Genomic DNA, 21,379 nt, shown 5'->3' on the forward strand with positions numbered 1-21,379 from the left:
TTTCTTGAGAAGCTGTTTGAAAAGCTTGTCGGAAGAAACGAAGTTACGAGGGTATATGCTGATCAAGCCAACTATTCACGTCCACCGGACCCGATCCACTGTAGGGCCTGCTCAGTGAAATGATATAGAGTTGGTCGTTGTCGTCCAGATACTTTTCGAGGCGCTTATAAAGCTGGTCAGGCGTTTCATCGGTCGAAACCGCATATGAGGATTCCGAAAGCTTGGCGTACCCATCCGACTTCTTAATTTCGGTCAAAATGTCGGGGCGCGCCGTCTCTTTGTTCAGGTCGTATGTGACAACGTAGGCTACAGCCATATTTTTCTCCAAAGTTGTATTTCTGTAATCGAAGCACAATTTATGATGTTGATCTAGCGCATTTGCCAATTTTACCCAAGAAAAAAAGCCGCTAACTCACTGAAGAGATGGCGGCTTTCTAGCGTCGAAAAAGGAGATTAAACGACGCTTCTATTTAGCGGTCTTCAAGCCGCCAATGCTTCATTCCACATCGTATCGACCGTTTCCGGCGACAATTCGAGCGCGGAAGCAATGGTCAACAGCGTCGGATTAAGACGGTCAAACGTGGTTGCGTCGTCCCATTCGATTTGCGCTTCGTCCTTGGCTTGACCGTTCGGAAGACCGGCAATGATGCCGACAATCGAATCCAGCGAGAAGCCATTTCGTACCAGCGTCAAACGCAATTGACGGCGCGTAATCGGCTGCAATCCAGCGCGAATTTGTTCGGCGGTTGGCGGTACATACGGCAGAACTTCATACTCGCCTTCGTTGTCAGTTAGCCATTGGCGAATGGTCGGATTGAGCCCGAATGTGTCGTCTGGGCGGCTATTGTAGATGCACCGGTAACGTTCATTGTTCAGATCGGTGATGTCGATATCCAAAACATAAACGTCGGGCTCTGGCGTATTTCCAACCGAAAAAACTTCATGAAGGACAATGCTGATTGAGTTTTCTATAGTCATTATGCGGTTCTCTGCATGAGGGTGTAGTCGTTCATACGACCGCGAGCACGCCAAGTTCCTCCCAAGGCAGTTCCGGTAGCGGTCATAGTGTATGTATTGGTTGCCGCCGAAAGATAGACACTAGCCGTATCGTTACGATCAGTCGCAATACCAAGCGCTGAAACGGTATGACCAACACCGAAAGTCAGTGCGCCCGCTGAAGTGCCGGTATAGACTTCAGCCGCCGTGAAGCCGAGCGCGTGCGTGTGTGTCGTGGTCGTAACCGAGTTCGTAGTGCTGTTCGTGATGCTCGACGGCGTACCGAGCGAGATATTGCGGTCGGCGGACAGATCGCCGCCACCAAGCAGACCAAGGTTCGCATTGATCGAACGAGAAGTCGGAACAGCACCAACATCGGCAGCGCTGAGATTGATCGCGTGCGTATGCGAAGTAGTCGTTACCGAATTCGTCGTGCTGTTCGTGAGCGTACCCGGCGTGCCAAGCGTCACGGTACGGTCGGCGGTCAATGTGCCACCACCACTCAAACCGTTACCAGCCGTGATCGTGCGCGACCGGTCAGCCGGTGTGTAACCAAGCGCGTTTGTGATGTCTGCGATTATCAGTTGCAGTTCATGCGTGTGGGATGTGGTCGTTACCGCGTTGGTTGAGGTGCCGGAAATGGCACCGGGCGTACCGAGCGTGAGCGTGCGAGTTGCCGCAAGAGTGCCGCCACCAGTCAAGCCGTTGCCGGGGCTGATGCTGATCGCATTGCTGGCTGGCGTGTATCCGATAATCCCGTTGATTTTGGCAGTGGTCGCATATGCATCAGTCCAGAGTCGCGAACCATTCGCATAACCTGCTTTCGTATCCAGTTCGAAACGGAAAACCTCGCCGAACGTGATGTCATCCGTGGAACTGTCAAAAGACACGTTGTTGCTGTTGACGCGAATGCGACCCGAATACGAACCCGCCGTGGTATCGATCAGTTTGATTTCAGGCGCGGCGTTCGTGATGGTGAATACGCCAGACATCCCCAAAGTCGTGATGCCGTCGTAAGCACCGGAAATACGGGCGTTAGGCAATGTACCGGTCGAGTTAGTCAGATCGCGGTAATAAGCGCCGTGTTGACCATCCAGCAAGTCAGCATCAAGCGTAGAGCCCGAACCATCGTTACCAGCCGTCCAAACAATATCGCCATTGAAGCCGATGTTGCCAGAACCCGACAAAGGAACTGTCAAGATATTAGCTTCATACGAACCATCCGCGCCCGGGTCACTAAGGACGCGCCAAACGTTCGCGGAAACGCCTGTAAGCGCGCCGATTTGACCAGCCGTTGTTGGTCGATACCAAATGTTAGGTGCCGCACCTTCGACTTTCAAACCAGTTGCCGGATTTGTGGTTGACCAGTTCGAACCGGTGATATCCACGCTAGTGGTTGAGAGTGTAAAGCCGCTATACGCGCCACTCAGGCGAGCGTTAGGGACCGTACCGGCGTTCAGGTTGGATGCGCTGCGATAGAATGCGCTGTCCTGCCCATCCAGCAAATCGGCATCCAAGCCAGAGCCCGCACCGTCGTTCGCAGCCGTCCAAACAGGACTACCGGCAACGGTCAGCGCATTAGCGTTCCATACATGGCTGTTTTCGCCGATGATGTTGATGACGTTGTTGTTCGCGAAACCGAGGTATCCGGCACGAACGCCGTCGCCATTACGAAATTCGAGCAAGCCAGAGCGATCAACGGTGCCAGCGCGAAGCGACGAATAGCCAGTGTTTGCGGCTGTTGCCCGGACAAGCACGGTATCCGTTGTCGTCGTTGGTGTGGTGAACGTGGCGATGCTGGCGGCATTGGCGGTCAGCGTCGTAAACGTCCCGGTGTTCGCGGTCAGTGCGCCTGAAATGTTGGCGGAGTTTGCGGAGATTGAGCCGTTAACGGACAGATTGCCGATGAATTTCGGGTCCTGAACGTCGGCGGACAGAAGTTCGAAGCTCGTGCCGTTGTAGACGAGTTCCACGACCTTGTTCGCACGGATTTGACCAGCGGTAAGTGCCGTGCCGTGCGTGCTCAGAATGGACTTTGCGCCAAGGGAATTGGCGTTCAGCGTGCATGCGCCCGTGTTGTTGATGTGCGACCAGAAGCGAAGGACCATGCCTTTGTAATAGGCGGTCGGTGCCTGAACGAAGGTTAGGACATAGGCTGCACCCGTGCCGGTGGTCGTGAAAATCGGGTTCGTGCGGACGAATTCACGTTTGATCGCGCCGCGAATGTTTCGGATGATAGGTCCGATGGTCGAAGGCGCATATCCGCCCTGCACGCCGTTCGGCGAGGGGTTGGTGTTGTTTGCGTCCTGTTCGGTCCAGTCGGCGGCGTTAATGTCTGTCATGGAAGCTTAGCGCCCCTCTTGTTTGTGCCTTTCGATATTTATTGGTTTTCGTCGTAGCCAAGGTCGATCAGGAATTCATCGATTGCTACAGCAAGAGCCTGATTGCCGCTGCGATTGCGAAGCGTTACCAAGTTCTTCATGTGCTGTTTGATGCCGCCCTTACGCATTTCCGCCTGACCGATATTCGCCAGCCAGTTCACGGTTGCCGGATCGGTCAACAGCTTCACGCGAGATGCCCGCGCAATGCCACGAGACGCGCTCTTGGCAGCACCGGTTGCCGCACCTACCGCCAAACCACCAACCGCTGTACCGCCCGAAGCCATTATTGTAGCCGTGCCAAGAGCCGTGCCGAGCACATTGTCCTTGCTCAATGGATCAACGGAATCGAGGGAAGAGCGGTGTGCTTGCGTGTTCGAATGGTTGGCGTTCTTGCGATACTTGGTGAAGTTTTCTGCAATGCCGCTAAGTCGGTCTAGGTCAGCCCGGTATTGAGCGTTCGCGGTGCCCTTGAACATCGCGTCCTTGGCTTCCTTGGAAGTCTTGTTCCAGTTCCGCATAAATGTGCCGGGATCGAAATCGTCGGCGCTGTTCCTGCCGAGCCTATCGACATAACCGCCGATAACGCCGTTCCACGCCTCTTTGCCGCCCTCAGATTTTTCGACAAGGCGGCGAGACTGCGCAATGCGATTGCCGCCGTTTTTGGCGTTTGCCGTCGCCCAATTGAAAATTTTATCGGTATCGGCGGCGGATACAATCTTGTCCGCGACCGAGCCTTTGCCAAAGCCGGTTTCTTCATCGACAAGGCGGCGATAGTGGTTGTTCGCTTTGTTAAAGGCCTGTCGAGCGTCGGGACCGCTGGCAAGCGCCGTATTCTGCATGTCGTCGGAAAGCGAGCGATACAAACCGTCCAGATGACGTTTCATAACCGCGTCGGTTTCGCCAGCGGCACGCTTGCCAATATCGGTTCGGAATCCTTTGATGGTGTCGAACGAAACGCCGTTTTGCGCGTCGGCAACGATGGCTTTTGCTTGCTCGATGATCTGATCTGTCTGCGATCCGCGCGTAAGTTTGTCGAATTCGCCGAAACCGGCGCGGTCGGCTTCCAACTTCTGAAGGAAACCAGTGGTGCTATCCACAACGGCAGGCGATGCGATCTTTTCACCAGCTTTGGCATACAGGTCATTCGAGCGAGCGAAACCAGCCTTCTTCGCCAGTTCGGCTTGGTCTCGAAGAGCTTCACCAGCTTCAGCAATTGATTTCGGCTGATCGGTAAGACCGCCGATGATGCGCGAGAATTCGTTATCCTGCGCTTGAAAGGCCTGCTGAATCCGGTCTTCGATTACGTGACCGCTACGGGTCGGAATAAGCGCATGTTCAAGTTTGGCTGCACGATCTGAGCCGGTAGCCATACCAACGGTCGGCTCGACGCCAATCGCACGGTAATCGGCAGCACGAGCCGCAATTTCTGGCGTTTCATCCATTTCGCCGATGATACGACGGTTCCATGCGTTCTTACCGGCTTTGAGACCATGACCAATTAGACGACCAGCGCCTTCGCCAGCCGCGCCCATGGCAATGTTCGTACCGGTATCGCGGAGATATTCGCCGTTCGTGCGGGTGTCTTCGTTGCCGAACCACCAATTCAAGCCGCGTTGCGTGAGGTCACGCGCACCAGCCGCACCAACACCAGCACCGGCAACCGCGCCACCGACGCCGCCCGTAGCCGTACCGACGACGGGGACAGCCGAACCGGCAATTGCACCGCCAACACCACCAACGGCAGCGCCGCCGATACCGCCAACGGTCTCAGCCGCTTCGGGAACAATGCTGGCGAAATCGGAGAAGGACGGAATCCAGCCCTCTTGGTTGTACTTGTTCGTGCGCCCGGTTTCGGGATTGGTGTAAATGAAGTTCTGATCGCCGTTCGGTACGGCATCGGGGAAGAACTTGCGCAGTGCGTTCAGGCGGTCTTCGTCCTTGTCGAGCGCACCAACCGCCATGCGGACCATGGCAGGGGCTTCGGCAGAATCGTCAATGTTCGTGGCGTCTGGACCTGTTACCGTGCCGAAAATGTCGCTGCCTTCGATAGCGCGGCGCTTCCAATCCGGCAGAACGGTTGAACCTGCAATGGCTCGCTGTTTCCAATCTGACATTAAAGCAGAAAACCCCCAATTCCGCCGAGTCCGCCCCGGCGCTTACGTTTATTCAGCCCCGGCACTTCGGTGCCCATGAGCGAAATTTCAATCGGCGAAGCGACACGACTACGCGCGGCATTCGCCTGTATTTGGCTATTTAGCTGATTGTCCTGCGCTGACATGGCTTGTGCCAGACCGCCAAGGCCTGAGAATGCGCCCATGACTTTGTCTGTACCGACGCCGCCGATGGTGGACGGAACCTGTACGTTCTTGCCCGTGATCTTATTGAAAGCCTGTACGAGCGGACCATTCAGCGATTTCGGCTTTTCGGCTTCGGCAACGGGCATGGTGGTAGCGCTGGCTTTTGCTGCCATTACATCGGCAATCGGGTCGTACGTCTTGTTCTTTACGGACTCGGCGATAACCGTCGAGGAAACGACCGGATCGGCGGAACCCTTGGAACCGTTGTAGGCATCGCGCAGCCAACCGGGAGCATTGTCGCCCTTTCCGGCAGCGCCCCATACCCCGGGCTTGCCCATACCGACATGCATGGTGCCTTCGCCCATATAGCCGGGACCAGCGCCGAAACCGGTAATACCAGCCTCTTTGCCCTTGCGGACGATGTCTTCGAATATAGGGCGGTCTTCAGGATTTGCCCAATTGAGGCGTCGGTCTCCTTGGTAAAACCGCATGTCGCCAGCGCCACCGTGGTCATGGCGGACTGAGCCGGTACGCTGAGAACCTTCGCCAATGCCGTCCTGCCCGCCCGAAAAGACTTCGGCGGTGATGCCCATCTGTTCAAGGTAGGCGAGCCGCTTCAGAAGATCGTCCGAAAGCGGCTTGTTACGGGTTGCGCCTTGGTTGGCGTACCGAATGTAGTTCGCCATTAGCGCTTCACCCGCTTTGTGCCCGGTGGATCGTCGTCAAAGCTGAAGGTGGTGCCAGATGGCAGGGCTTCGAACTGCTCTTGTGTCGAGACAACGACGCCAGCCGGATTGGCGGACGAACCGCCATCACCGATAGATGAGGTGAATTCCTTGAAGCCCGAATAAGGGTTCGGGAGGTTACGGATTTCCGCTTCGGCTTCCTGCCATGTGATTTCATTGCGCTGCGCTTTGGATGCGATTTCGGCAGCGGAAATCTTGTTCTCGGCAATGCCCTTCATCGTTTGCGCGATGATCGCGTTACCCTGCGGATTTCGACTCAGCGACGGGATAGAAGCCAAATATTGCTTTGCGTCGAAATCTGAGGTTGCACCGGCGCCGGCAGGGCGCAAGTTTGGCGCGATACGCGATGTGATCGATTGAAACGCCTGCGCTTCCGCCATGCCGTCGATATTGATGCCGAGCGCTTCCGCATACGGACCAGCGGACAGCTTGAATTCGGCAACCTTACCCGTGCCGATCTTGCTGCCAAGGTCCATGAGCATTTCCATGTCGCTGACCATTTGCGGTGCTGCACTGCCAGCTTCGACAATGGTCGCGAGGCGTTTCGCGGCTTCTTCGTCGGACTTCTCAGCGAACTTGTTTGAGTTCTGACCAACCGTGACCGTCGTCGCACCGGCTTTTTTGCCCGCACGCATCCATGTTGTGAAATCTTCCGGCTGTCCGCCCGCTGCGGTTGTCTGCTCGACATACAGGTTGTATTCGCGGATATCGTCGGTCTGGCGGAAGGCTTCTTCACCAGATACGCGACCGCCAGCTTTGAAGCGTTCGGTTGCGCCAAGACCCTCGTTATAGCCGGGTGCGGCTTCGAAACCATCAGCACCAACGGTGAGACCGGCTTTCGCGCCTGTCTGCTGAAGCTGCTGGATCATACCGAGAGTGTCACGGGCACCAGCATCGTCGCCAACGGAAACCTGATACTGAAGGTACTGCTTAAGCTGGTCGATGGAATAGCCCATGTCGCCATTGTCACCACCGGCAAACAGGCCTTCGCGAAGCTTTGCAGCTTGTTCGGCTTGCTGAAGTTTCTGTTCCGATTCCTGTGCGGCGGCGCGCTGTTTGGCGAATGTGGCGTCTGCAACAAGGCTTTCGTCATATCCAGCAACACCAGTGCCAACGCCCGCACCGAGCGCGGACAGGAAGTTGGTAGGCTTCATCGAAGGACCACCAGCAATCATCATGCCAGCACCGCCTTGCATAAGAGCACGGGCGAGGGCGCGTTTCTTGTCCTCATCTTCGGGCAAAAATTGCGAAAGGAAGTTCTGGCGGTCAGGCGAAACGACCTGCTTTAGATCGTTTCCGCCGCTCTTTTTGAAGAAATCAAATACGCCCATTATGCTGCCCTCGCCATGAACGAAGCAACGTCAATGTGCTTCCTACCGTCAATCTCAACGACCGCTTCCGGGTGCTCTTCTTCAAGCTCTTCGGCAATCGGACCAATCCAGATTTTCTGTTCTGGATCGTCTATGTATGAGAACGAATAGATTGGCAGTTCCAAGCCATTCGTGAGCGGCATGTGACCAACAACCGAGTGCACAATTTTTGCAGCACGCGTGCACAAAGCGAACAGACCGGCAAGCGATGATAAGCCGCCAAGAACCTGCGCACCAGTGTTCGAATAGACTGGCGTAGTTTGGTTCTGATATCCACCGCCTTGCAGCATGTTAAGGAAGTTCTGCACGTTCTGAACCGGCAACTGTTCTTTCCTATCCCACTTGTTGATATCAGCCTGAAGTTCAAGCGTCGAACGGTCGTCCCTCTGCTGACCAACACCGGCAAGTTGCTGATACGGAAGGAACTGGTTGTTGTACGCATCAGCCGACTGACCAGCCGCCTGAAGACGCTGGTTGTTCAGGTTCGATTGATAGCTATTCTGTGCGTTAGCCGCGTTCATGCGCTGGTCATTCGACGCAAGCATGTTCTGGATATTCGACTGATAGTTGTTGTTCATCATGTTCAAACCTTGCATCTGATATGCACGGTCTTGATTGAACTGATCGTTCATCGAATTGGCTGCATTCATGCGCTGAGTCTGCTGAGAATCGTTCAGGTTCCCATAAAGCTGTGCGCCCTGCATGCGTGTGTTTTGCTGCTGATTGAGCAAGTCGCCGTATGCGGTCGTGGCATTCAAACGCTGTTGATTCTGATCACTCGAAAGCTGCCCATACTGCTGATTTCCGGCAAGGCGCTGGCTCTGCTGGCTGTCATTGACGTTTGCCCAATTCTGGTTGCCAGCGAGGCGTTGAGCTTGCTGTTGGCTATGCGCATCAGTGAGCGCATTCGCTGAATTCAAACGCTGTTGATTTTGGTCGGATGCAAGCTGTCCGTACTGCTGGTTGGCGTTCAGACGCGCGTTCTGCTGGCTATCATTGAGCGCACCGAGCGAGTTCGCGGCATTCAACTGTTGCTGTTGCTGCTGACCATACATGTCGCCGTACATTTGCGTTCCGGCGTTGCGCATCTGCTGTTGCGAGTTCTGAAGGTCGCCGTACATTTGCGTACCCTGCATACGGTTCTGCTGTTGAGCATTGCTCGTCTGCGAGAGGGCTTGGTTCGCCTGCATTTGGTTTTGCTGATCGGCGTTGTAGAGGCTACCGTATTGGTTCGCCGCTGACATCTGGCGATCTTTATCGGTGTTGAACTGGTTGCCGTACATGGAAGTGGCGACATCAGCCATAGCGGTAGCAGCGCCGGTTTCGGCGTTGTTGCGCTGAGTGGCAAAAGCACCGCTGCCGAGCCTGCCCATTGCGGCTGCTTGGCTGTCAATGCCCGGATTGGTGACGTTCTTCAGCTTTTCTGCGATCTTGTCTTGCTGGTTTCCAACCATCTGATCGAGATACGGGTTGTTGCCGATTTCCGCGCCGGATGCCGTCTTTTGCAACATATCCATGGCAGGGTTGTTGCCGTTGGCGAGGTTGCTCGCCTGTGCATTCTGAAGACCGGAAGCCGCATTTGTGTACTGGTTATAGCCCGCTGCCTGACCAACTGCGCTGTTCTGAAAATTGCCAGCTTTTGCAGCCTGTGCGAGGGCAGGATTCTGCGCACCAAGCATCTGCTGAATGTTGCTGATGGCGGAATTCTGGTAGCCGGTCATGCCCTGCGCATTGTGAAGCGCGGGGTTAGAGAAATCTTGCAGGTTGTTCAGCCGGTCGATACCGCCGTTCGTGAAGTTCGAAAGCTGTTGGGCCTGCTCACCAGCGCCATTGGTGTAATTCGCTGATTTACCGGCGTTGTCCAAGGCGGGGTTGTTAAAGTTCTGAAGGTTCTTCAGATCGTTGGCAGCACCATTTTGGAAATTGCCGAAGTTCGCCGCTTGCTCAGTCGCTTTATTGGTATAGTTTTGATCGAACTTCCCGGGCGAATTCGCTGTCTTACCGTTGGCGATATTGCTAACGAGCTTGTCTGTCGGGTTCTTGCCGAGTTCAACGCCTTTTTGCAAATCAGTCAGCGTCTTGTTCGACGGCGATTGCATCGTCTGATTCATGATCGAATTGACGGTCTTGTTCGCGTTCGTGAGCGCCGATTGATCGCCGTTACGAGCAAGATTTTCGATACCCTTCATCGCATCGGTAGTCGCCTTCGACTGGTCCGCAATGTTCTTGCCTTCCCACGGCTTCGGTGAACCGTTCTTGAAAAGCTGATCGGCAAGTTTGTACTGATCAAGGATGTACGGTTTTGCGCCATCCCAAGGTTCAGTTTTGGTAGTCGTTTCTTTGGGTGTTGACGGCATGTCTTATAGCTCCTTGAAGAGTTCTTCTTGTCCTTTCTGGAACCCGTTACGCTGCAAGACAGCGTTGAATTCCTTTCGTGGTTGTCCTACGATTTTCGTGTATCCTAACGCTTTTAGGTAGTGTCCGACGACCACATGGGCCTTCATGATTTCGCGTATGGACTTGTTCCTTTCGCCGCCAATAAGCAGCACATTCGCAATCTTTTCGCCGTCAACGGCGCATAGCTGAAGCACGGATGCGGCACGTTCAGTTGTGATCAATTTCCACTCATCCGAGCGCAGATTTTCGAGCAACGTTTCTTCGGTGATCTTCGTCGGATCGTGCGCAATAGCTGCGATCAACCATTCACGAACGCGCTGATATTCGTCCTCTGTGAAGCCAATCCTCATACGCCGAACACCGCGAAATCGAACGGTCGCGCGGTCGTCGCTGATGTGTGACCGACAACGAAGCTGCCATTACCGATAGACGACACAAATGCAGATGCAGACGCCGCATTTGCATTGCGCGCCTGAATGAATATCTTGCTCTGTGATGTGACTTTTGGATCGGTGACAGTGGTCGTTGTTGCCGTGTTGGCAAGCGAAAACGAGCCGGTGTTCTCGCTGATGGCGGCGACGACTGAGTTCAAAACTGTAGTGACTTGCCGGGAGTCGGCATGGTTAAATACGCGTTCCATGCGCTATTTAGCTACCGACGCCCCGCTGCCTTCGCGTCTACCTGCAATCCGTACGCGCGCTTCCACTCACCATCGATAGTGACGCGGAACCGCTGGTAACGGCTCTTCTCACGGAAATAGGCGAAACCGGTTTCCGCGTTGGATTCCTTCTGGTCGGACCAGTCGAGGTCTTTGTTCTGTAGCGACTTGGTGCCAACCGTTACACGAGCGGTGCCTTCACCTTCGAAGAGTGGACGGGCGGCGCTGACAATGGCGATATCCGCGCCGGTCTGGCTTACCTGTCGCGAAAGCTGATATTCGGGCGTTTCGATTTCCAGCGGCATCGTAGGACCACCAAAGCTGTAAACAGCGCCGGTAGAGTTCATCGCCCAAAGCATAGCTTTACCGCCTGCCCAAATGGGATCATCAAAGGAGCTTGGGACGGCGTTGATGGTGACAAACTCGTCAAGCTGATCGAGGGTCCACGGCAGGCTCATGCTGTTGAAGATGAAATGCGTGGTTGCCGTCGCGGTTGTCCATTCGCCTGTGTTGTAGTTGAAAATTAGCATCATGTCGGGAACGCCCGGGGTGGCGTCCTCGCTGCAATATTGCCAATAGACGAGCGTTTCGCGGGGATCGGCGGCTACGGTGATGAAGTTGGATTGGGTCAGGTCGGCGGTATCGAGGAACCATTTGTCGATCTTGCCAGCGCCGATGGGCGTAAGCTGACCGCCCTGAAGCATGTAGAAGCCATCGTCTGACAGGAAGAAGTGCTTACCTTCGACCGTGATCACGGACTCGGGAACTGAACAGCCTTTACCAACCACGCGATCTGTGAATTGGAAGACGTATGGCGCACCAACGAACTGCATCTGGACGATACCGCGTTGCAGTAGAAGGTAGCAGGAGTCATCCGCGACGATTCCGGTGATTGCGCCGAAACCGACGACATCCTGAAAGTCAGCCATAGTCGAAGGGCTGAACGTCCAATCAGAAGGAGCTTCAAGCCCTGACCAGCGCACACGATACGGGACAGCGCCATCAAGAGCGTCATATGTGTTGCCAAGGATGACGAAGCCCTTGTGGGTGTTGATATGCCTGCCTTTCGTGAGCGTCGTAAGGTTGGCGAACTGCACGTCGGCGTTCATGTCGATGAACTGCGGCTCATCAAGATAGTTCGTCGCGATCTGTAGCGAGCCGTACTCTACGAATTTCCAGCGCTCGTCGCCTGTGGTGTTGTATCCAGCCGTTCGCCCGATGGATGTCCACTTCCGGTCAACGGCGGACAGTTTGTAGAGCTTCCCGGCATCGCCTGAGTACACACGAGCATTGCCAAGCCGGTCTTGCCCTACGGCGGAACCGAGCGGCATCGATGTCATAGAGGTGTTTGAATAGAGCGTTGCCGACTTCAGCGGGAAGAACGTGACGTTACCCTGTCCACCGCCGCGACCGGGCGTGCAGTTATGAGCGCGTACAAGGCCCGGGCTGTTCAGCGCCGGGACATCGGGCATAAAGCTGGTGAAGCCGACATCGATCAAAGCCATGTGCCGGTATCCATGATGATAACGCCACCGACACGCCCGCGACGGTCGTCTTCGGCAACCACACCAAGCGCTTCCTGAAGGGCCTGATTTTCGATCTGGACACCTTCAGGGTCCTTCTCGAATTGGTAGAAGGCCTTCATGACACTGGCGAGGTACACGCCGACATGGCGGTCAAACAGCCAATTCGATTGCGTTTCGGTCAGGTCAGGAAAGGCTGAATGGTAGACGACATCAACGGTGCTATCCGGTTCGCCAACAAAGACCAGATCGTCGGCAACGCGGAAATAGCCGACTTGTCCTTCAAGCAGCGTGGCGCTGGTCGGCGATACGGGCTTGTATGTTAGTGTGCCGGTGATTGAACGGATTTCGATGAAGTCGGCGGGTAGGGTGGTCGTACCGTCCGTTACCGTGAGCGTCACGCTTTTCTCAGCCAGATAATGCTTCACGAGCGGTCGAAGGTAGGCTTCGGCGCGACGAATGAACGTAACGATTGGTGCGTCATCACGGATGCAAAGCGCGTTAATGTGGGAAATGAACTCGTCGTAAGTCAACGCTCAAAGCCTCCACTTGTTGGTGCGGAACTTCGCGTTGTCGCTGTCATTCAGAATGCGGCGCATGGCTTCCGGGTCTTCGGTGATGCCTTGGCGCTGTAGGTCGAAATACATGCTGGTTGGCAGGCTTGCGACCTTGACCAAATCGGAATGACGACCGGTGTAATTGAAGTCGGATTCCTCGTTCGCATTGGCGGCGAGAATTGCGTCTACCTTCTGATGTGTCGTGATGCGAAGGTTGTCGCCATCGCGCGTGAGATAGACGGTATGAGTAGGGGTATCTTCCCATACGATTGTGCCTGATGTGACCAAGTCACCGGCTGTAAAATGATCCATTCAATGTTCCGCTTGGTTACTCTTTTTGAGTATTTAGCGGCGGAACCGATTTGCTATTTTCAGACGAAGCGCAAAAAAAGAGCGCCCCGAAGAGCGCCCTTAGTCAGTCCTGAAGTTGTTGTTTTTATCAGCCGTTCAGGTCGGAAATCTTCGCGTTACCGGCTTCGTTAAGGCACTCAAGTGTGAGTTCGGTAACGAGCATGAATTTCGAACTGTCGCCTGTCTTGGCGAGTTCTTCCTTCTTGAGGTTACGGACAATGGCTTGGTTCCAAAGTTCCGGGTCAAACGCAATAACAACGTCCGTGTCCATGAAACGATGCGGAAGGATATCAACCGTACCGAAGTCGGACTTGTAGATGTCAACAGCCTGATAAACCGTTGCGTCCTTGGCGTTCTGCTGCTTGGTGCCGCCAGCGGCGAAGGTCGAAATCTTCGACTTCAGCGTGCCGGGAGCAATGACCTTCTTCGGGTCGCCGCCTTCATTCCAGATGCCCTGAAGGGCGGTAATGAACATGGCTTCCGTGAGAGGACGCTTGGTGCCGTCCGTGACCGCGCCAACAGCACCGGCAGAGTAACCAGCGGTTACGCCGTTCGCGCCATGAAGGGCATTCGTCTTGATGAACGCTTCAGCGCCGCCGAGCTTACGCGTACCGACTCCTACTGAAGGGTTGGCAGAAACCAGAGCGGATTCGATATCGCGCTTGATTTCCTTACCGGCTTTCGCGATTTGGCGTGCGAGTTCATCGGACGTGCCAGCGGTCGAAACAGCGGACAGCGTGCCTGCGATACGCACATCTTTCGTGAAAATCTGAGCCTGATTGGAAATGCGGACAGGGGCAACAAGCGTCGAGTCGGATGCATCAGCACCTTCAGCGGCGGCGTTGTCCTTGTTGGCAGCGGCAAGCGTATCCTGAAGCCATTCGTGCTTCGTGGCGGTTGCCTTGGTCTTGCCGATAGAAGTGACGAAAGGGGTTTCTTCCGGCGAAATCATGGAGATGATGTTGGACAGGTCTTCCTTGACGTGCGTTACATCTGAAGTCTTCAAAGTGGGCATTTATTTAACCTTCTTATTTGTTAGAGCAAGCCTTTAATGAGCGCTGCGGCATCATTAACATTGCGGCTTTTGTTGAATTTTTCGTACTGAGCGCGATTAAAATCGGTGGTGTTACGCGAACCATTCTTCTGCGAAATGACTGGCTTTTGGTTCATCTTTTCGACGGCTGGTGCAACGGCTTTGTGCTTTTCGCGAAGGCGTTGGTAGTCGTAGACAAGTGAGATAATCCGGTGATCATTCAGACCTTGCAGTTCCTCGCCGCTGAAATCATATTCGCCCAAGAGCGAAGCCATGCTTTCAAGTGCGGCATTGGACGTGGCAGTGTCCTTCAGTTCGGGATAGCGTTCCAACAGCTTAGCGCCGGATTCTCGAAGTGCGTACTCGTGCTGTTCGCGTTCGTATTCGGCTTGCTTGGCACGAACGTGCTGCTCTGCTTCAACGAGTTGGCGTACAGTCGCTTCGCGCTTTTGCCATGCATTTTGCTGGCGCAAATATTCGCCCGGGTCGTTTTCGATCAGGAAATCCCAATCGGGTTGCTCCATCGTACGGAACTGAACAGCAAGCTCTTGCTTGATCGATTCAATTCCCTGAAGGGCCTGTACACGGACTTCGTTTACGTCGCGCTGGTTCTGCTGATACGTACGGCGTTCTTCGGCAAGTGCCTGAGTTTTCCGCGTGTAATCAGCCTGTTTCATGAAGCCGTTCTTGAGGTCGGTAAGCGAAACCTGTTCGCCGTCGATGTCAATAAACGTGTCTTCAATCGGCTCGACAACGTCTTCGGTTGTCGGTACTTCAACATGCTCTTCCGGTTGCTCTACTGAGTCTTCAGGCACGTCCAATGATTGACTAATGAGGTTAGCCGCTTCGTTAATGTCGAGGCTTGCAGTTCCCGTATCTTCGGGATTATTGCTTTCGTCCATTTATCGTTTTTAATTCCTATTCTGAAATTTGATCTATTTAGCGTTCTTCGTCCTTTGCGGATTCGAATTTGCCTTGTTCGATGTATTTAGCGATGCGATCTGTTACGAGTTTGAAACCGTGTGACAGCGCATGAACGTTGCTCAGTTCCTCGCTGTTACCGATTTTTGTGCTCTTAAATGCCGCGAAGATATCCGCTTCAATCCAGCCAGTGACGGCTTTGAAATCTTCGTTTTCCTGTAGACGCTTTGCCGCGTTGGCTTTGTCATAGATATTCATTGCGGCATCCCCATTGGGTTAGCGGGCGGCATTGGCGGCTGCATGGGCGATTGTTCTGGCGGCATCGGCATTGGTGGTTGCTCGGGCGTTGGCGACTGTTGTGGTGCCGGTACTGGCTGCTGATCTGGTGAATTTGGCAGAGGCACCGGAATGCGCGGCGAATCCTGTTGTGACTTGATCCACTGGATATCGACCTTGGCGCGATACTCAGATTCGATCCTTGCGCGTTCGATTTCGAGTTCTTGCGCCAACTTGTCTCGGTCGAAATCAAGGGTTGCCTGAAGCTTCGCCATCTCGAATTGGCGTTGGCGTTCGTCCGCCTGTGCCTTCAGTTCGGCTTGAAGCTTGTAAGAATTTGCGGTGATTTCGGCTTCGGTCGGTGCTGGCGGTTGCGGTTGTGCTGGCGGAATCGACGAAGGATCGACAAAGAATGCGCTCGTGTTCTTGAAGCCCTGCACTTCGGCGAGCTTCGACAAGGTGGCGTAAACGTTCTGTGGCGTGACAATCGGCGATTGGCTCGACATAAGCTGTTGCTGCTGACCAAGGATGTTCATCAGCGATTGCGTTGACTGGTCGCGCGTGAGGACGCCAAACGCAACAGAGGTCGTTACGTCGAGTTCTGGCGTGAAAGCGTCGAGCGACGGCACAAACCCATTGGTGAGGCGCGAAACAAGCTGCTGAGCCTCTTCAGGCTTCTGCATGAGAAGGTCCACGACGATGCGGGTGAGATACGCATATCCGCCTTCCGCGAAGAACCGTGACACCATCTCGACAAGCAACTGACTGGCGTTGGAACGCTGGTTGGTCGCAGCGGCAGTCGTGCGCTGTAGGTCGGTGGCATCGAGCGACATCAGGTTCGCGCCGACACCAACTGAGTAATCGAGCGACTGGCTAAGGCTCTGAATGATAGGCAAGGCCTGCTGACCGGCAAACGGCGGCGCATTGTAGCTGATGCCGCCTGTCGGGTCCGTCGAGCGGACAACGCTGCCGGGTGCTACGTTCAGGAGGTCGTCAAGGTTTGTGCTGTCTGGATTGGCGATCTTCAGCGGGTGAACAGCCATATGGAGCGAATCCAGCATGGCGCGCTGCATCTTAGTAATCAGCACATGGTCATCGCCGATCTTGTCAGGGATGCCGAGGCTGAAGAGCGTGTCCGCCAACGGGAACGGCACGAACGGCGCATACGGGAAGTATGGGCTGGTTTCGTCGTAATCGAGCAAAATCGGGCGATCTAGATCACCAGCGAGGGTCAGGCGGTACGGGCGTGTCTTCTTGTCGAGTTTCAGGCGGGTGAAGATCGTGTAGACTTCCACGTCATCGCCTGAGATGCCTTGCTCGCTGTCGATATCGCGGGTGCGTTCAAGCGCAATGCCGTCTGTTTTATCGCTGGCGAGCGGAATGGCTTCGACCTTCTTCGCGTCGAAACCCATTTCAAGAAGCGCTTGCTTCGATACGATCTTGCGATGTCCCTGGACTTTTGCTGCGATACCGCCCGTTTCTGGGTCAATATTGGCGTCCTTAGAAACGATGAAATCTTCCGCCGCGACATTCAGAACGCTGAATACGGGTGTCTTGCGGATGGTGCGGATTTTCAGGTCGCGGACCATGCCCATTTGACCGGGATAGGGTTTGCCAGCCTGTTCAATGACGATCTGACCAGCTTCTTCTTGCTGATCAAAATTCACCAGTTGTTCGTCGGGAATGCCCTTGATCGTCTGTGGAAGGGATTCTTGCGTTACCGTCTCGAATTCAACGGTTGCGATGCCCAAACCCGTCAAAAGGCCTGTTTGAATCCATGGCTGAAGGTACGAAAGGTGCCTGTTCTTGGTCTTGAGAATCCAATTGACTGTTTGTGTCTGCTGTCGGGCAATCGCTTCGTCTTCAGGACCAAATGGCAGGAATTCGCAGACATTTTCTGGTGCGTCAAAGATTCGGATAAGCTGAGCGGTCATCCAATCGACGCGCTGCTGAACTTCAGGCGATACCCATTTTGAGCGCCCGCGAAGTTTGTCGTCACCCGGAAGGGCGGCACGCTTGTAATATTTGAGAGCCTGTTCTTGCTTGTTCGCAATGTTCGAATTGGAGAAGTTGACGGCGTCTTTCAGTCGCGTTCCAACCATCTTCAGGATATCGTCTTCGGTCGTCATTTACCTTTCTCGAAAGAGTAATCTTTCGCGTATTTAGCGGCGGCATTCATTCGAAGGATTGCAGGTTGTCGTAGACGATTGGCTTCGACCAATTCCACTTCGATGCAAAGCGTGTTTTGGATACGGCAAACGAAATGGCGAGCGCGTCCGCATAGTCAGGGGAGCGACCGCCAAGGCGCTTCTTGATGGCTTTCTTGTCTTCCAGTTTGATCTTGCCGGAACCGTCTTCATACGTCGGCGTGGCAAGCTCTTCGATCAATCGTTGATGGTTTGGAATGCTGACATTCTCAGAGTGAATCCATTCGCGCATTTCCCACCAAAGCTGGTCACGGATGCGGGAATAGCGGTCTGGCGATCTTGTCGGCGTCCCGGCGAAGATGCAAGCATGAACGGGAAGTCCCCAATCCTTGAGGATGGAATAGACGCCGTTACCGAGACCGGTTGCGTCGATGGAGATGACCGCTGGTCGCTCCTTCTTCGGTGCCTTTTCGTACAGTTCGCGGATTTTGTAGGCGAGGGGAGTCGGCTCCAAACCTTGCCATTCGTGAAAGCCCACCAGCGTATTGTCGTGGCGCACGCAAAGAACGGACGCATCCTTACCAGCACCAGCCGGGTCCAAGCCCCATACGACCGGAACGTTGTCAGCCGGGACGCAATCTTCGTTGAGAACGGCGGCGTCGATGAATTCCCGGTTGATCAGCCCGTCAACGTCGGAAAGCGGGAATTCACCCATCACCATGCAGCGATACTGCCGGGAGGTTGGACCGCCGTAGTTTTTGGCAAGCTGCTCGAATGTCTCAGGATTGTAATTTGGGCTATCGTATAGGGTGCCGTGAACCTGTGTCCAAGACGCTGAAATGTCCGGGTCTAGATGAGTTCGAAAAAAGAAACCGGACGCCTTCGACGGGTTCGATACAAGGCAGAGTTTACCATCCGGGTCTGACAAAACGTTGAGCAACGCACCGGTAAAGACTTCATCGTCAATACCGGTCGCTTCGTCTACGATTACGTAGTTCGAATATGCATGAATACCACGGGCATTGTCAGGACGATCACCCGATGCGAGGCGATATTCACCAAAGCAGTTTGACGGATTGATCTTTCGGGTTGCGCGTCTTGATCCGACTTCAAATGCATCCTTGAACATTGGGTGCATCTTGTCATGAAGCTGTTGTATCTGCTTCCACACGCCGCCTTGTAACTGCGGTTCGCTAGGTCCAAAAATCGAAACCTGAACGTGATCGAGACAGACGAGAGAATGCCAGAAGACGACAGCTTCAATGAAACTTTTCCCCAGACTCGTCCCCCCACGGAAGGTGATGGTTCGTTTGGTGCGCCATGCTTCGCAGAATTCAATCTGTTTGGGAGAAAGGGTCGCGCCGAACACAAACTGCGCGAAGAGAGGAATATCTTCGCGCAGCGTGTCGAGTATCTTTCGAAGCTCTTGAATTTGCTGTTCTTTGTCTGCCATCCGCTATTTAGGGATGAGCACTTTCAGCGGGTCGGAAGGAGAAGCCTAATTCGCGGTAGGTCTTACCGATGATCGAACGAGGATGCGCACTCTTGAAGTAGGGCGATTTGCTATATGCAGTCGCACTGACAACCCGATCCGCATTGAGGCAGGAAGCACAAACCGTGGGGCGAGTCATTATGCCGTTGGAAGCCGCCGCTGCTTGGGAAGCTGAAGGAAATTCGCCCCACGGCGTGATGTAATAGCCAGTGAAACGATAGTTCTTTTCACCAAGTTTGGATTGGCGAACACGTTCGCATGTCGCCGGAGATGCCTTGCGTCCAATACCTTGACCAACTTTCGAGGCGCGAATGTTCGCCCGGATTTCATCCATTTTTGGATGCCTGCTTAGGTCGTACGCGCCGCCTTGTGCAAACTTGCCCAAATTGAAGGTGAAGTCGCCGCTATCAATGAAGGTCTGTTCACGGGAATGCCTCTCTGCATCTTCGCATTCCTCAAGGACTGCAAACTCAAATGCTTCTTCGCCGTATTGATCGTATGACGCTTGCACGAGGCAATTTTCGTGGCGGTTACGGCGCATATTTGAAAAATGCTCGCCGCGCCTACGCTTTGCGCTCTTAGTTGATCCGACGTACCGTTCCTGTGTGATCGTGTTTTTTAATTCGTAAATGTATGCTTTCATCTTCTTAGCTCGTTTGGAAATACGAGCTATTTAGACGGGCCTACGGAGCGTTATTTCTTGGGAGCTATCAGCCGCAAGAGGATGTCTTTGACCGCGTCTTTCAACGCGCCCGGATCGCGGGCATAGGCCTTAGCAATGGTGATGATTGCTTCCGCCAAATACATGCTGATGAGGCCCACGATGAAGGCGACACCACTAAGGATTTGCGGGTCTGGAATGCCCAATGCCAAAGCGAAAATAGGCGTGAGATAGTAGCTCGAAACGGCACCGGTAAAACCGCCAATAATCCGTTCGGTCAGTGTTCCCGATTTGGCGAGAAATGCACGCACGAGACCGCCAAGAAAACCGGCGATCAGATAGGACGATTGACCACCATCAGCGAAGCCGTTGGCAGATGCGAAGAGAAGTAGGGCGGTAAAGCCGGTAACAATCCAATCGATCACTTGTCTTCACCCGGCACCGGCACAAAAACGGCGTCTTCTACCGATTTAGCCGTTAGGTCGATTGTCTTTGAATTGTCGGTCAAGCGCATCGAATTAATCTCAGCGAGCATATCCGCAATGGTGTGCGAATGAGACACTTTCACTTCCGATTGGGTCGGTGCCTTCGCGATGGACATCTCTGCGACCCACATGGCGGCTTTGATACGATCCTTGGCGGCAACCGTGTCATCAAACGCGATGTCGTAAAGCAGTTTGGCGACATCAAGTGACTTTCCAGACAGCCATTCCTTTGTTTCCTTTGGGGTAGCCTTTCGACCGGAACCCGGTACTTTCGGGTCGCCTTTCTTACGACCGATTCTGCGCATGTGTTCGTCCCATTCAGGCGAGCCTTTCTTCATGCGCTCATGTTCAGGCACAACGCGCTTGCGCCGCCCTTTCTTGCGCGGCAAATCGGGCAACGGTCCAAGATCGATATTCGGCTTTTCGTCGTCTGGTGTTTCATCACTCAATTGCGCGTCCTCCAAATGTCTTGAGAAACGCGTATGCATCGTCCTCGTATGTGAAATCGGCAACGAAGTCTTTTGCGGTAATCGCCAGCGTAAAATCGTTTGAAATCAGATCACGAATGCGCTCACCGAATTTGCGATCAACCCACCCGTCGAAGTCGTTTTCTTCCCGGGCTTGTGTCATTTCTGCGAGATAGCCGCGTGGGAAATCAAAACGAACTTTCAAATTTTCTGTTGCCTTCTTTTGCGATTTAGGTTTGACGTATTTAGCGGCGAAACGAATTGCAAAAGGAGTCGAATAATGAGTGATATTCTCAGCATGCTTGAGCGCTACAAGGTGCAGAAAAGCGCCAATGTCGAAGCGTTTTTGAAGACGCTGAATGCGCAGATTGAAGCTCTGAAGAAGGGAAGCTTGAATCGTCGTTCGTGGTTGAAGCCGGAAGGCAACGGCTACATGATCAAGCTTGGTAAGCTCGAAGACGAATATCAGGTGACGAGCAAGCAGGATGCGATTGATGTTCTATCACTCATCGCTGACAACGCGCGTTCGGATGAAGAATTCAAAGCCCTGATCGAAAAGGCCTATGGCGGCGCTGAACCGGTGAAGACGCGTAAGCCCCGGAAAAAAGCAGGCGAGTGAGT

The 21,379-nt window shown here is 54.1% G+C and carries 22 protein-coding genes; 1 reads left to right on the top strand and 21 read right to left on the bottom strand.

All coding sequences use genetic code 11. From position 1 onward, the window contains the following. Positions 1–43 precede the first annotated feature (43 nt). From ACT6VE_RS03900 to ACT6VE_RS04000, 21 genes are all read right to left on the bottom strand, one after another. Positions 44–316 (bottom strand): hypothetical protein, encoded by a 273-nt coding sequence (locus ACT6VE_RS03900; RefSeq protein WP_444797286.1) that lies wholly within the window; start codon positions 314–316, stop codon positions 44–46. A 164-nt stretch (positions 317–480) separates the two neighbouring features. Beyond that, positions 481–978, bottom strand: coding sequence for a hypothetical protein (locus ACT6VE_RS03905; protein ID WP_444797287.1), 498 nt, complete (start codon positions 976–978; stop codon positions 481–483). Further along, complete coding sequence (locus ACT6VE_RS03910) at positions 978–3,338, bottom strand: beta strand repeat-containing protein (RefSeq protein ID WP_444797288.1); 2,361 nt, start codon at positions 3,336–3,338, stop codon at positions 978–980. Before ACT6VE_RS03910 ends, ACT6VE_RS03905 begins: the two co-directional genes overlap by 1 nt. 38 nt (positions 3,339–3,376) lie before the next feature. Further along, positions 3,377–5,491, bottom strand: coding sequence for a hypothetical protein (locus ACT6VE_RS03915; RefSeq protein ID WP_444797289.1), 2,115 nt, complete (start codon positions 5,489–5,491; stop codon positions 3,377–3,379). Continuing rightward, complete coding sequence (locus ACT6VE_RS03920) at positions 5,491–6,360, bottom strand: hypothetical protein (RefSeq protein WP_444797290.1); 870 nt, start codon at positions 6,358–6,360, stop codon at positions 5,491–5,493. The genes ACT6VE_RS03915 and ACT6VE_RS03920 overlap by 1 nt, the downstream gene beginning before the upstream one ends. Then, positions 6,360–7,751 (bottom strand): hypothetical protein, encoded by a 1,392-nt coding sequence (locus tag ACT6VE_RS03925; RefSeq protein ID WP_444797291.1) that lies wholly within the window; start codon positions 7,749–7,751, stop codon positions 6,360–6,362. The genes ACT6VE_RS03920 and ACT6VE_RS03925 overlap by 1 nt, the downstream gene beginning before the upstream one ends. Next, positions 7,751–10,147, bottom strand: a complete 2,397-nt coding sequence (locus ACT6VE_RS03930; protein WP_444797292.1) for a hypothetical protein — start codon at positions 10,145–10,147, stop codon at positions 7,751–7,753. The genes ACT6VE_RS03925 and ACT6VE_RS03930 overlap by 1 nt, the downstream gene beginning before the upstream one ends. A gap of 3 nt (positions 10,148–10,150) precedes the next feature. Beyond that, positions 10,151–10,537, bottom strand: a complete 387-nt coding sequence (locus tag ACT6VE_RS03935; RefSeq protein ID WP_444797293.1) for a hypothetical protein — start codon at positions 10,535–10,537, stop codon at positions 10,151–10,153. After that, on the bottom strand, positions 10,534–10,827 hold the full coding sequence (locus ACT6VE_RS03940; protein ID WP_444797294.1) for a hypothetical protein: 294 nt from the start codon (positions 10,825–10,827) through the stop codon (positions 10,534–10,536). Before ACT6VE_RS03940 ends, ACT6VE_RS03935 begins: the two co-directional genes overlap by 4 nt. 11 nt (positions 10,828–10,838) lie before the next feature. Next, positions 10,839–12,350: a hypothetical protein gene (locus ACT6VE_RS03945; protein ID WP_444797295.1), complete on the bottom strand. Its 1,512-nt coding sequence runs from the start codon at positions 12,348–12,350 to the stop codon at positions 10,839–10,841. Then, a complete protein-coding gene (locus ACT6VE_RS03950; protein ID WP_444797296.1) occupies positions 12,341–12,901 on the bottom strand; it encodes a phage adaptor protein in 561 nt (186 codons plus the stop codon). The genes ACT6VE_RS03945 and ACT6VE_RS03950 overlap by 10 nt, the downstream gene beginning before the upstream one ends. A gap of 3 nt (positions 12,902–12,904) precedes the next feature. Continuing rightward, on the bottom strand, positions 12,905–13,237 hold the full coding sequence (locus ACT6VE_RS03955; RefSeq protein WP_444797297.1) for a hypothetical protein: 333 nt from the start codon (positions 13,235–13,237) through the stop codon (positions 12,905–12,907). Between the two features lie 127 nt (positions 13,238–13,364). Further along, entirely contained in the window at positions 13,365–14,291 is a 927-nt protein-coding gene (locus ACT6VE_RS03960; protein ID WP_444797298.1) for an SU10 major capsid protein, read from the bottom strand. 20 nt (positions 14,292–14,311) lie between these two features. Further along, positions 14,312–15,211: a hypothetical protein gene (locus tag ACT6VE_RS03965; protein ID WP_444797299.1), complete on the bottom strand. Its 900-nt coding sequence runs from the start codon at positions 15,209–15,211 to the stop codon at positions 14,312–14,314. A gap of 37 nt (positions 15,212–15,248) precedes the next feature. Continuing rightward, positions 15,249–15,488 carry a hypothetical protein gene (locus ACT6VE_RS03970; RefSeq protein ID WP_444797300.1) on the bottom strand — a complete coding sequence of 80 codons (240 nt, stop codon included), beginning with the start codon at positions 15,486–15,488 and terminating at the stop codon, positions 15,249–15,251. Continuing rightward, positions 15,485–17,635, bottom strand: a complete 2,151-nt coding sequence (locus tag ACT6VE_RS03975; RefSeq protein WP_444797301.1) for a portal protein — start codon at positions 17,633–17,635, stop codon at positions 15,485–15,487. Before ACT6VE_RS03975 ends, ACT6VE_RS03970 begins: the two co-directional genes overlap by 4 nt. Before the next feature lie 46 nt (positions 17,636–17,681). Further along, positions 17,682–19,106 carry a terminase large subunit domain-containing protein gene (locus ACT6VE_RS03980; RefSeq protein ID WP_444797302.1) on the bottom strand — a complete coding sequence of 475 codons (1,425 nt, stop codon included), beginning with the start codon at positions 19,104–19,106 and terminating at the stop codon, positions 17,682–17,684. 7 nt (positions 19,107–19,113) lie between these two features. Then, the gene (locus ACT6VE_RS03985; RefSeq protein ID WP_444797303.1) at positions 19,114–19,788 is read right to left on the bottom strand and encodes a GIY-YIG nuclease family protein; all 675 of its coding nucleotides are present in this window, start codon (positions 19,786–19,788) and stop codon (positions 19,114–19,116) included. Between the two features lie 50 nt (positions 19,789–19,838). Further along, the gene (locus ACT6VE_RS03990) at positions 19,839–20,231 is read right to left on the bottom strand and encodes a hypothetical protein (RefSeq protein ID WP_444797304.1); all 393 of its coding nucleotides are present in this window, start codon (positions 20,229–20,231) and stop codon (positions 19,839–19,841) included. Beyond that, positions 20,228–20,740, bottom strand: a complete 513-nt coding sequence (locus ACT6VE_RS03995) for a hypothetical protein (protein WP_444797305.1) — start codon at positions 20,738–20,740, stop codon at positions 20,228–20,230. The genes ACT6VE_RS03990 and ACT6VE_RS03995 overlap by 4 nt, the downstream gene beginning before the upstream one ends. After that, positions 20,733–20,963, bottom strand: a complete 231-nt coding sequence (locus ACT6VE_RS04000) for a hypothetical protein (protein WP_444797306.1) — start codon at positions 20,961–20,963, stop codon at positions 20,733–20,735. Before ACT6VE_RS04000 ends, ACT6VE_RS03995 begins: the two co-directional genes overlap by 8 nt. A 75-nt stretch (positions 20,964–21,038) precedes the next feature. Here ACT6VE_RS04000 and ACT6VE_RS04005 point away from each other — a divergent pair, with 75 nt between their 5' ends. Then, the gene (locus ACT6VE_RS04005; protein WP_444797307.1) at positions 21,039–21,377 is read left to right on the top strand and encodes a hypothetical protein; all 339 of its coding nucleotides are present in this window, start codon (positions 21,039–21,041) and stop codon (positions 21,375–21,377) included. The last annotated feature ends 2 nt before the right edge of the window (positions 21,378–21,379 follow it).

The sequence above is a fragment of the Shinella sp. genome, assembly GCF_052438155.1.
Classification (GTDB): domain Bacteria; phylum Pseudomonadota; class Alphaproteobacteria; order Rhizobiales; family Rhizobiaceae; genus Shinella.

Bases quoted from the DNA above. Each gene is read 5' to 3' on its own strand.
- ACT6VE_RS03920 (WP_444797290.1), bottom strand. From the start codon at position 6,360: ATGGCGAACTACATTCGGTACGCCAACCAAGGCGCAACCCGTAACAAG.
- ACT6VE_RS03965 (WP_444797299.1), bottom strand. From the start codon at position 15,211: ATGGACGAAAGCAATAATCCCGAAGATACGGGAACTGCAAGCCTCGAC.
- ACT6VE_RS03915 (WP_444797289.1), bottom strand. From the start codon at position 5,491: ATGTCAGATTGGAAACAGCGAGCCATTGCAGGTTCAACCGTTCTGCCG.
- ACT6VE_RS03930 (WP_444797292.1), bottom strand. From the start codon at position 10,147: ATGCCGTCAACACCCAAAGAAACGACTACCAAAACTGAACCTTGGGAT.
- ACT6VE_RS03975 (WP_444797301.1), bottom strand. From the start codon at position 17,635: ATGACGACCGAAGACGATATCCTGAAGATGGTTGGAACGCGACTGAAA.
- ACT6VE_RS03980 (WP_444797302.1), bottom strand. From the start codon at position 19,106: ATGGCAGACAAAGAACAGCAAATTCAAGAGCTTCGAAAGATACTCGAC.
- ACT6VE_RS03985 (WP_444797303.1), bottom strand. From the start codon at position 19,788: ATGAAAGCATACATTTACGAATTAAAAAACACGATCACACAGGAACGG.
- ACT6VE_RS03900 (WP_444797286.1), bottom strand. From the start codon at position 316: ATGGCTGTAGCCTACGTTGTCACATACGACCTGAACAAAGAGACGGCG.
- ACT6VE_RS03935 (WP_444797293.1), bottom strand. From the start codon at position 10,537: ATGAGGATTGGCTTCACAGAGGACGAATATCAGCGCGTTCGTGAATGG.
- ACT6VE_RS03960 (WP_444797298.1), bottom strand. From the start codon at position 14,291: ATGCCCACTTTGAAGACTTCAGATGTAACGCACGTCAAGGAAGACCTG.
- ACT6VE_RS03955 (WP_444797297.1), bottom strand. From the start codon at position 13,237: ATGGATCATTTTACAGCCGGTGACTTGGTCACATCAGGCACAATCGTA.
- ACT6VE_RS03940 (WP_444797294.1), bottom strand. From the start codon at position 10,827: ATGGAACGCGTATTTAACCATGCCGACTCCCGGCAAGTCACTACAGTT.
- ACT6VE_RS03925 (WP_444797291.1), bottom strand. From the start codon at position 7,751: ATGGGCGTATTTGATTTCTTCAAAAAGAGCGGCGGAAACGATCTAAAG.
- ACT6VE_RS03905 (WP_444797287.1), bottom strand. From the start codon at position 978: ATGACTATAGAAAACTCAATCAGCATTGTCCTTCATGAAGTTTTTTCG.
- ACT6VE_RS03970 (WP_444797300.1), bottom strand. From the start codon at position 15,488: ATGAATATCTATGACAAAGCCAACGCGGCAAAGCGTCTACAGGAAAAC.
- ACT6VE_RS04005 (WP_444797307.1), top strand. From the start codon at position 21,039: ATGAGTGATATTCTCAGCATGCTTGAGCGCTACAAGGTGCAGAAAAGC.
- ACT6VE_RS03945 (WP_444797295.1), bottom strand. From the start codon at position 12,350: ATGGCTTTGATCGATGTCGGCTTCACCAGCTTTATGCCCGATGTCCCG.
- ACT6VE_RS03910 (WP_444797288.1), bottom strand. From the start codon at position 3,338: ATGACAGACATTAACGCCGCCGACTGGACCGAACAGGACGCAAACAAC.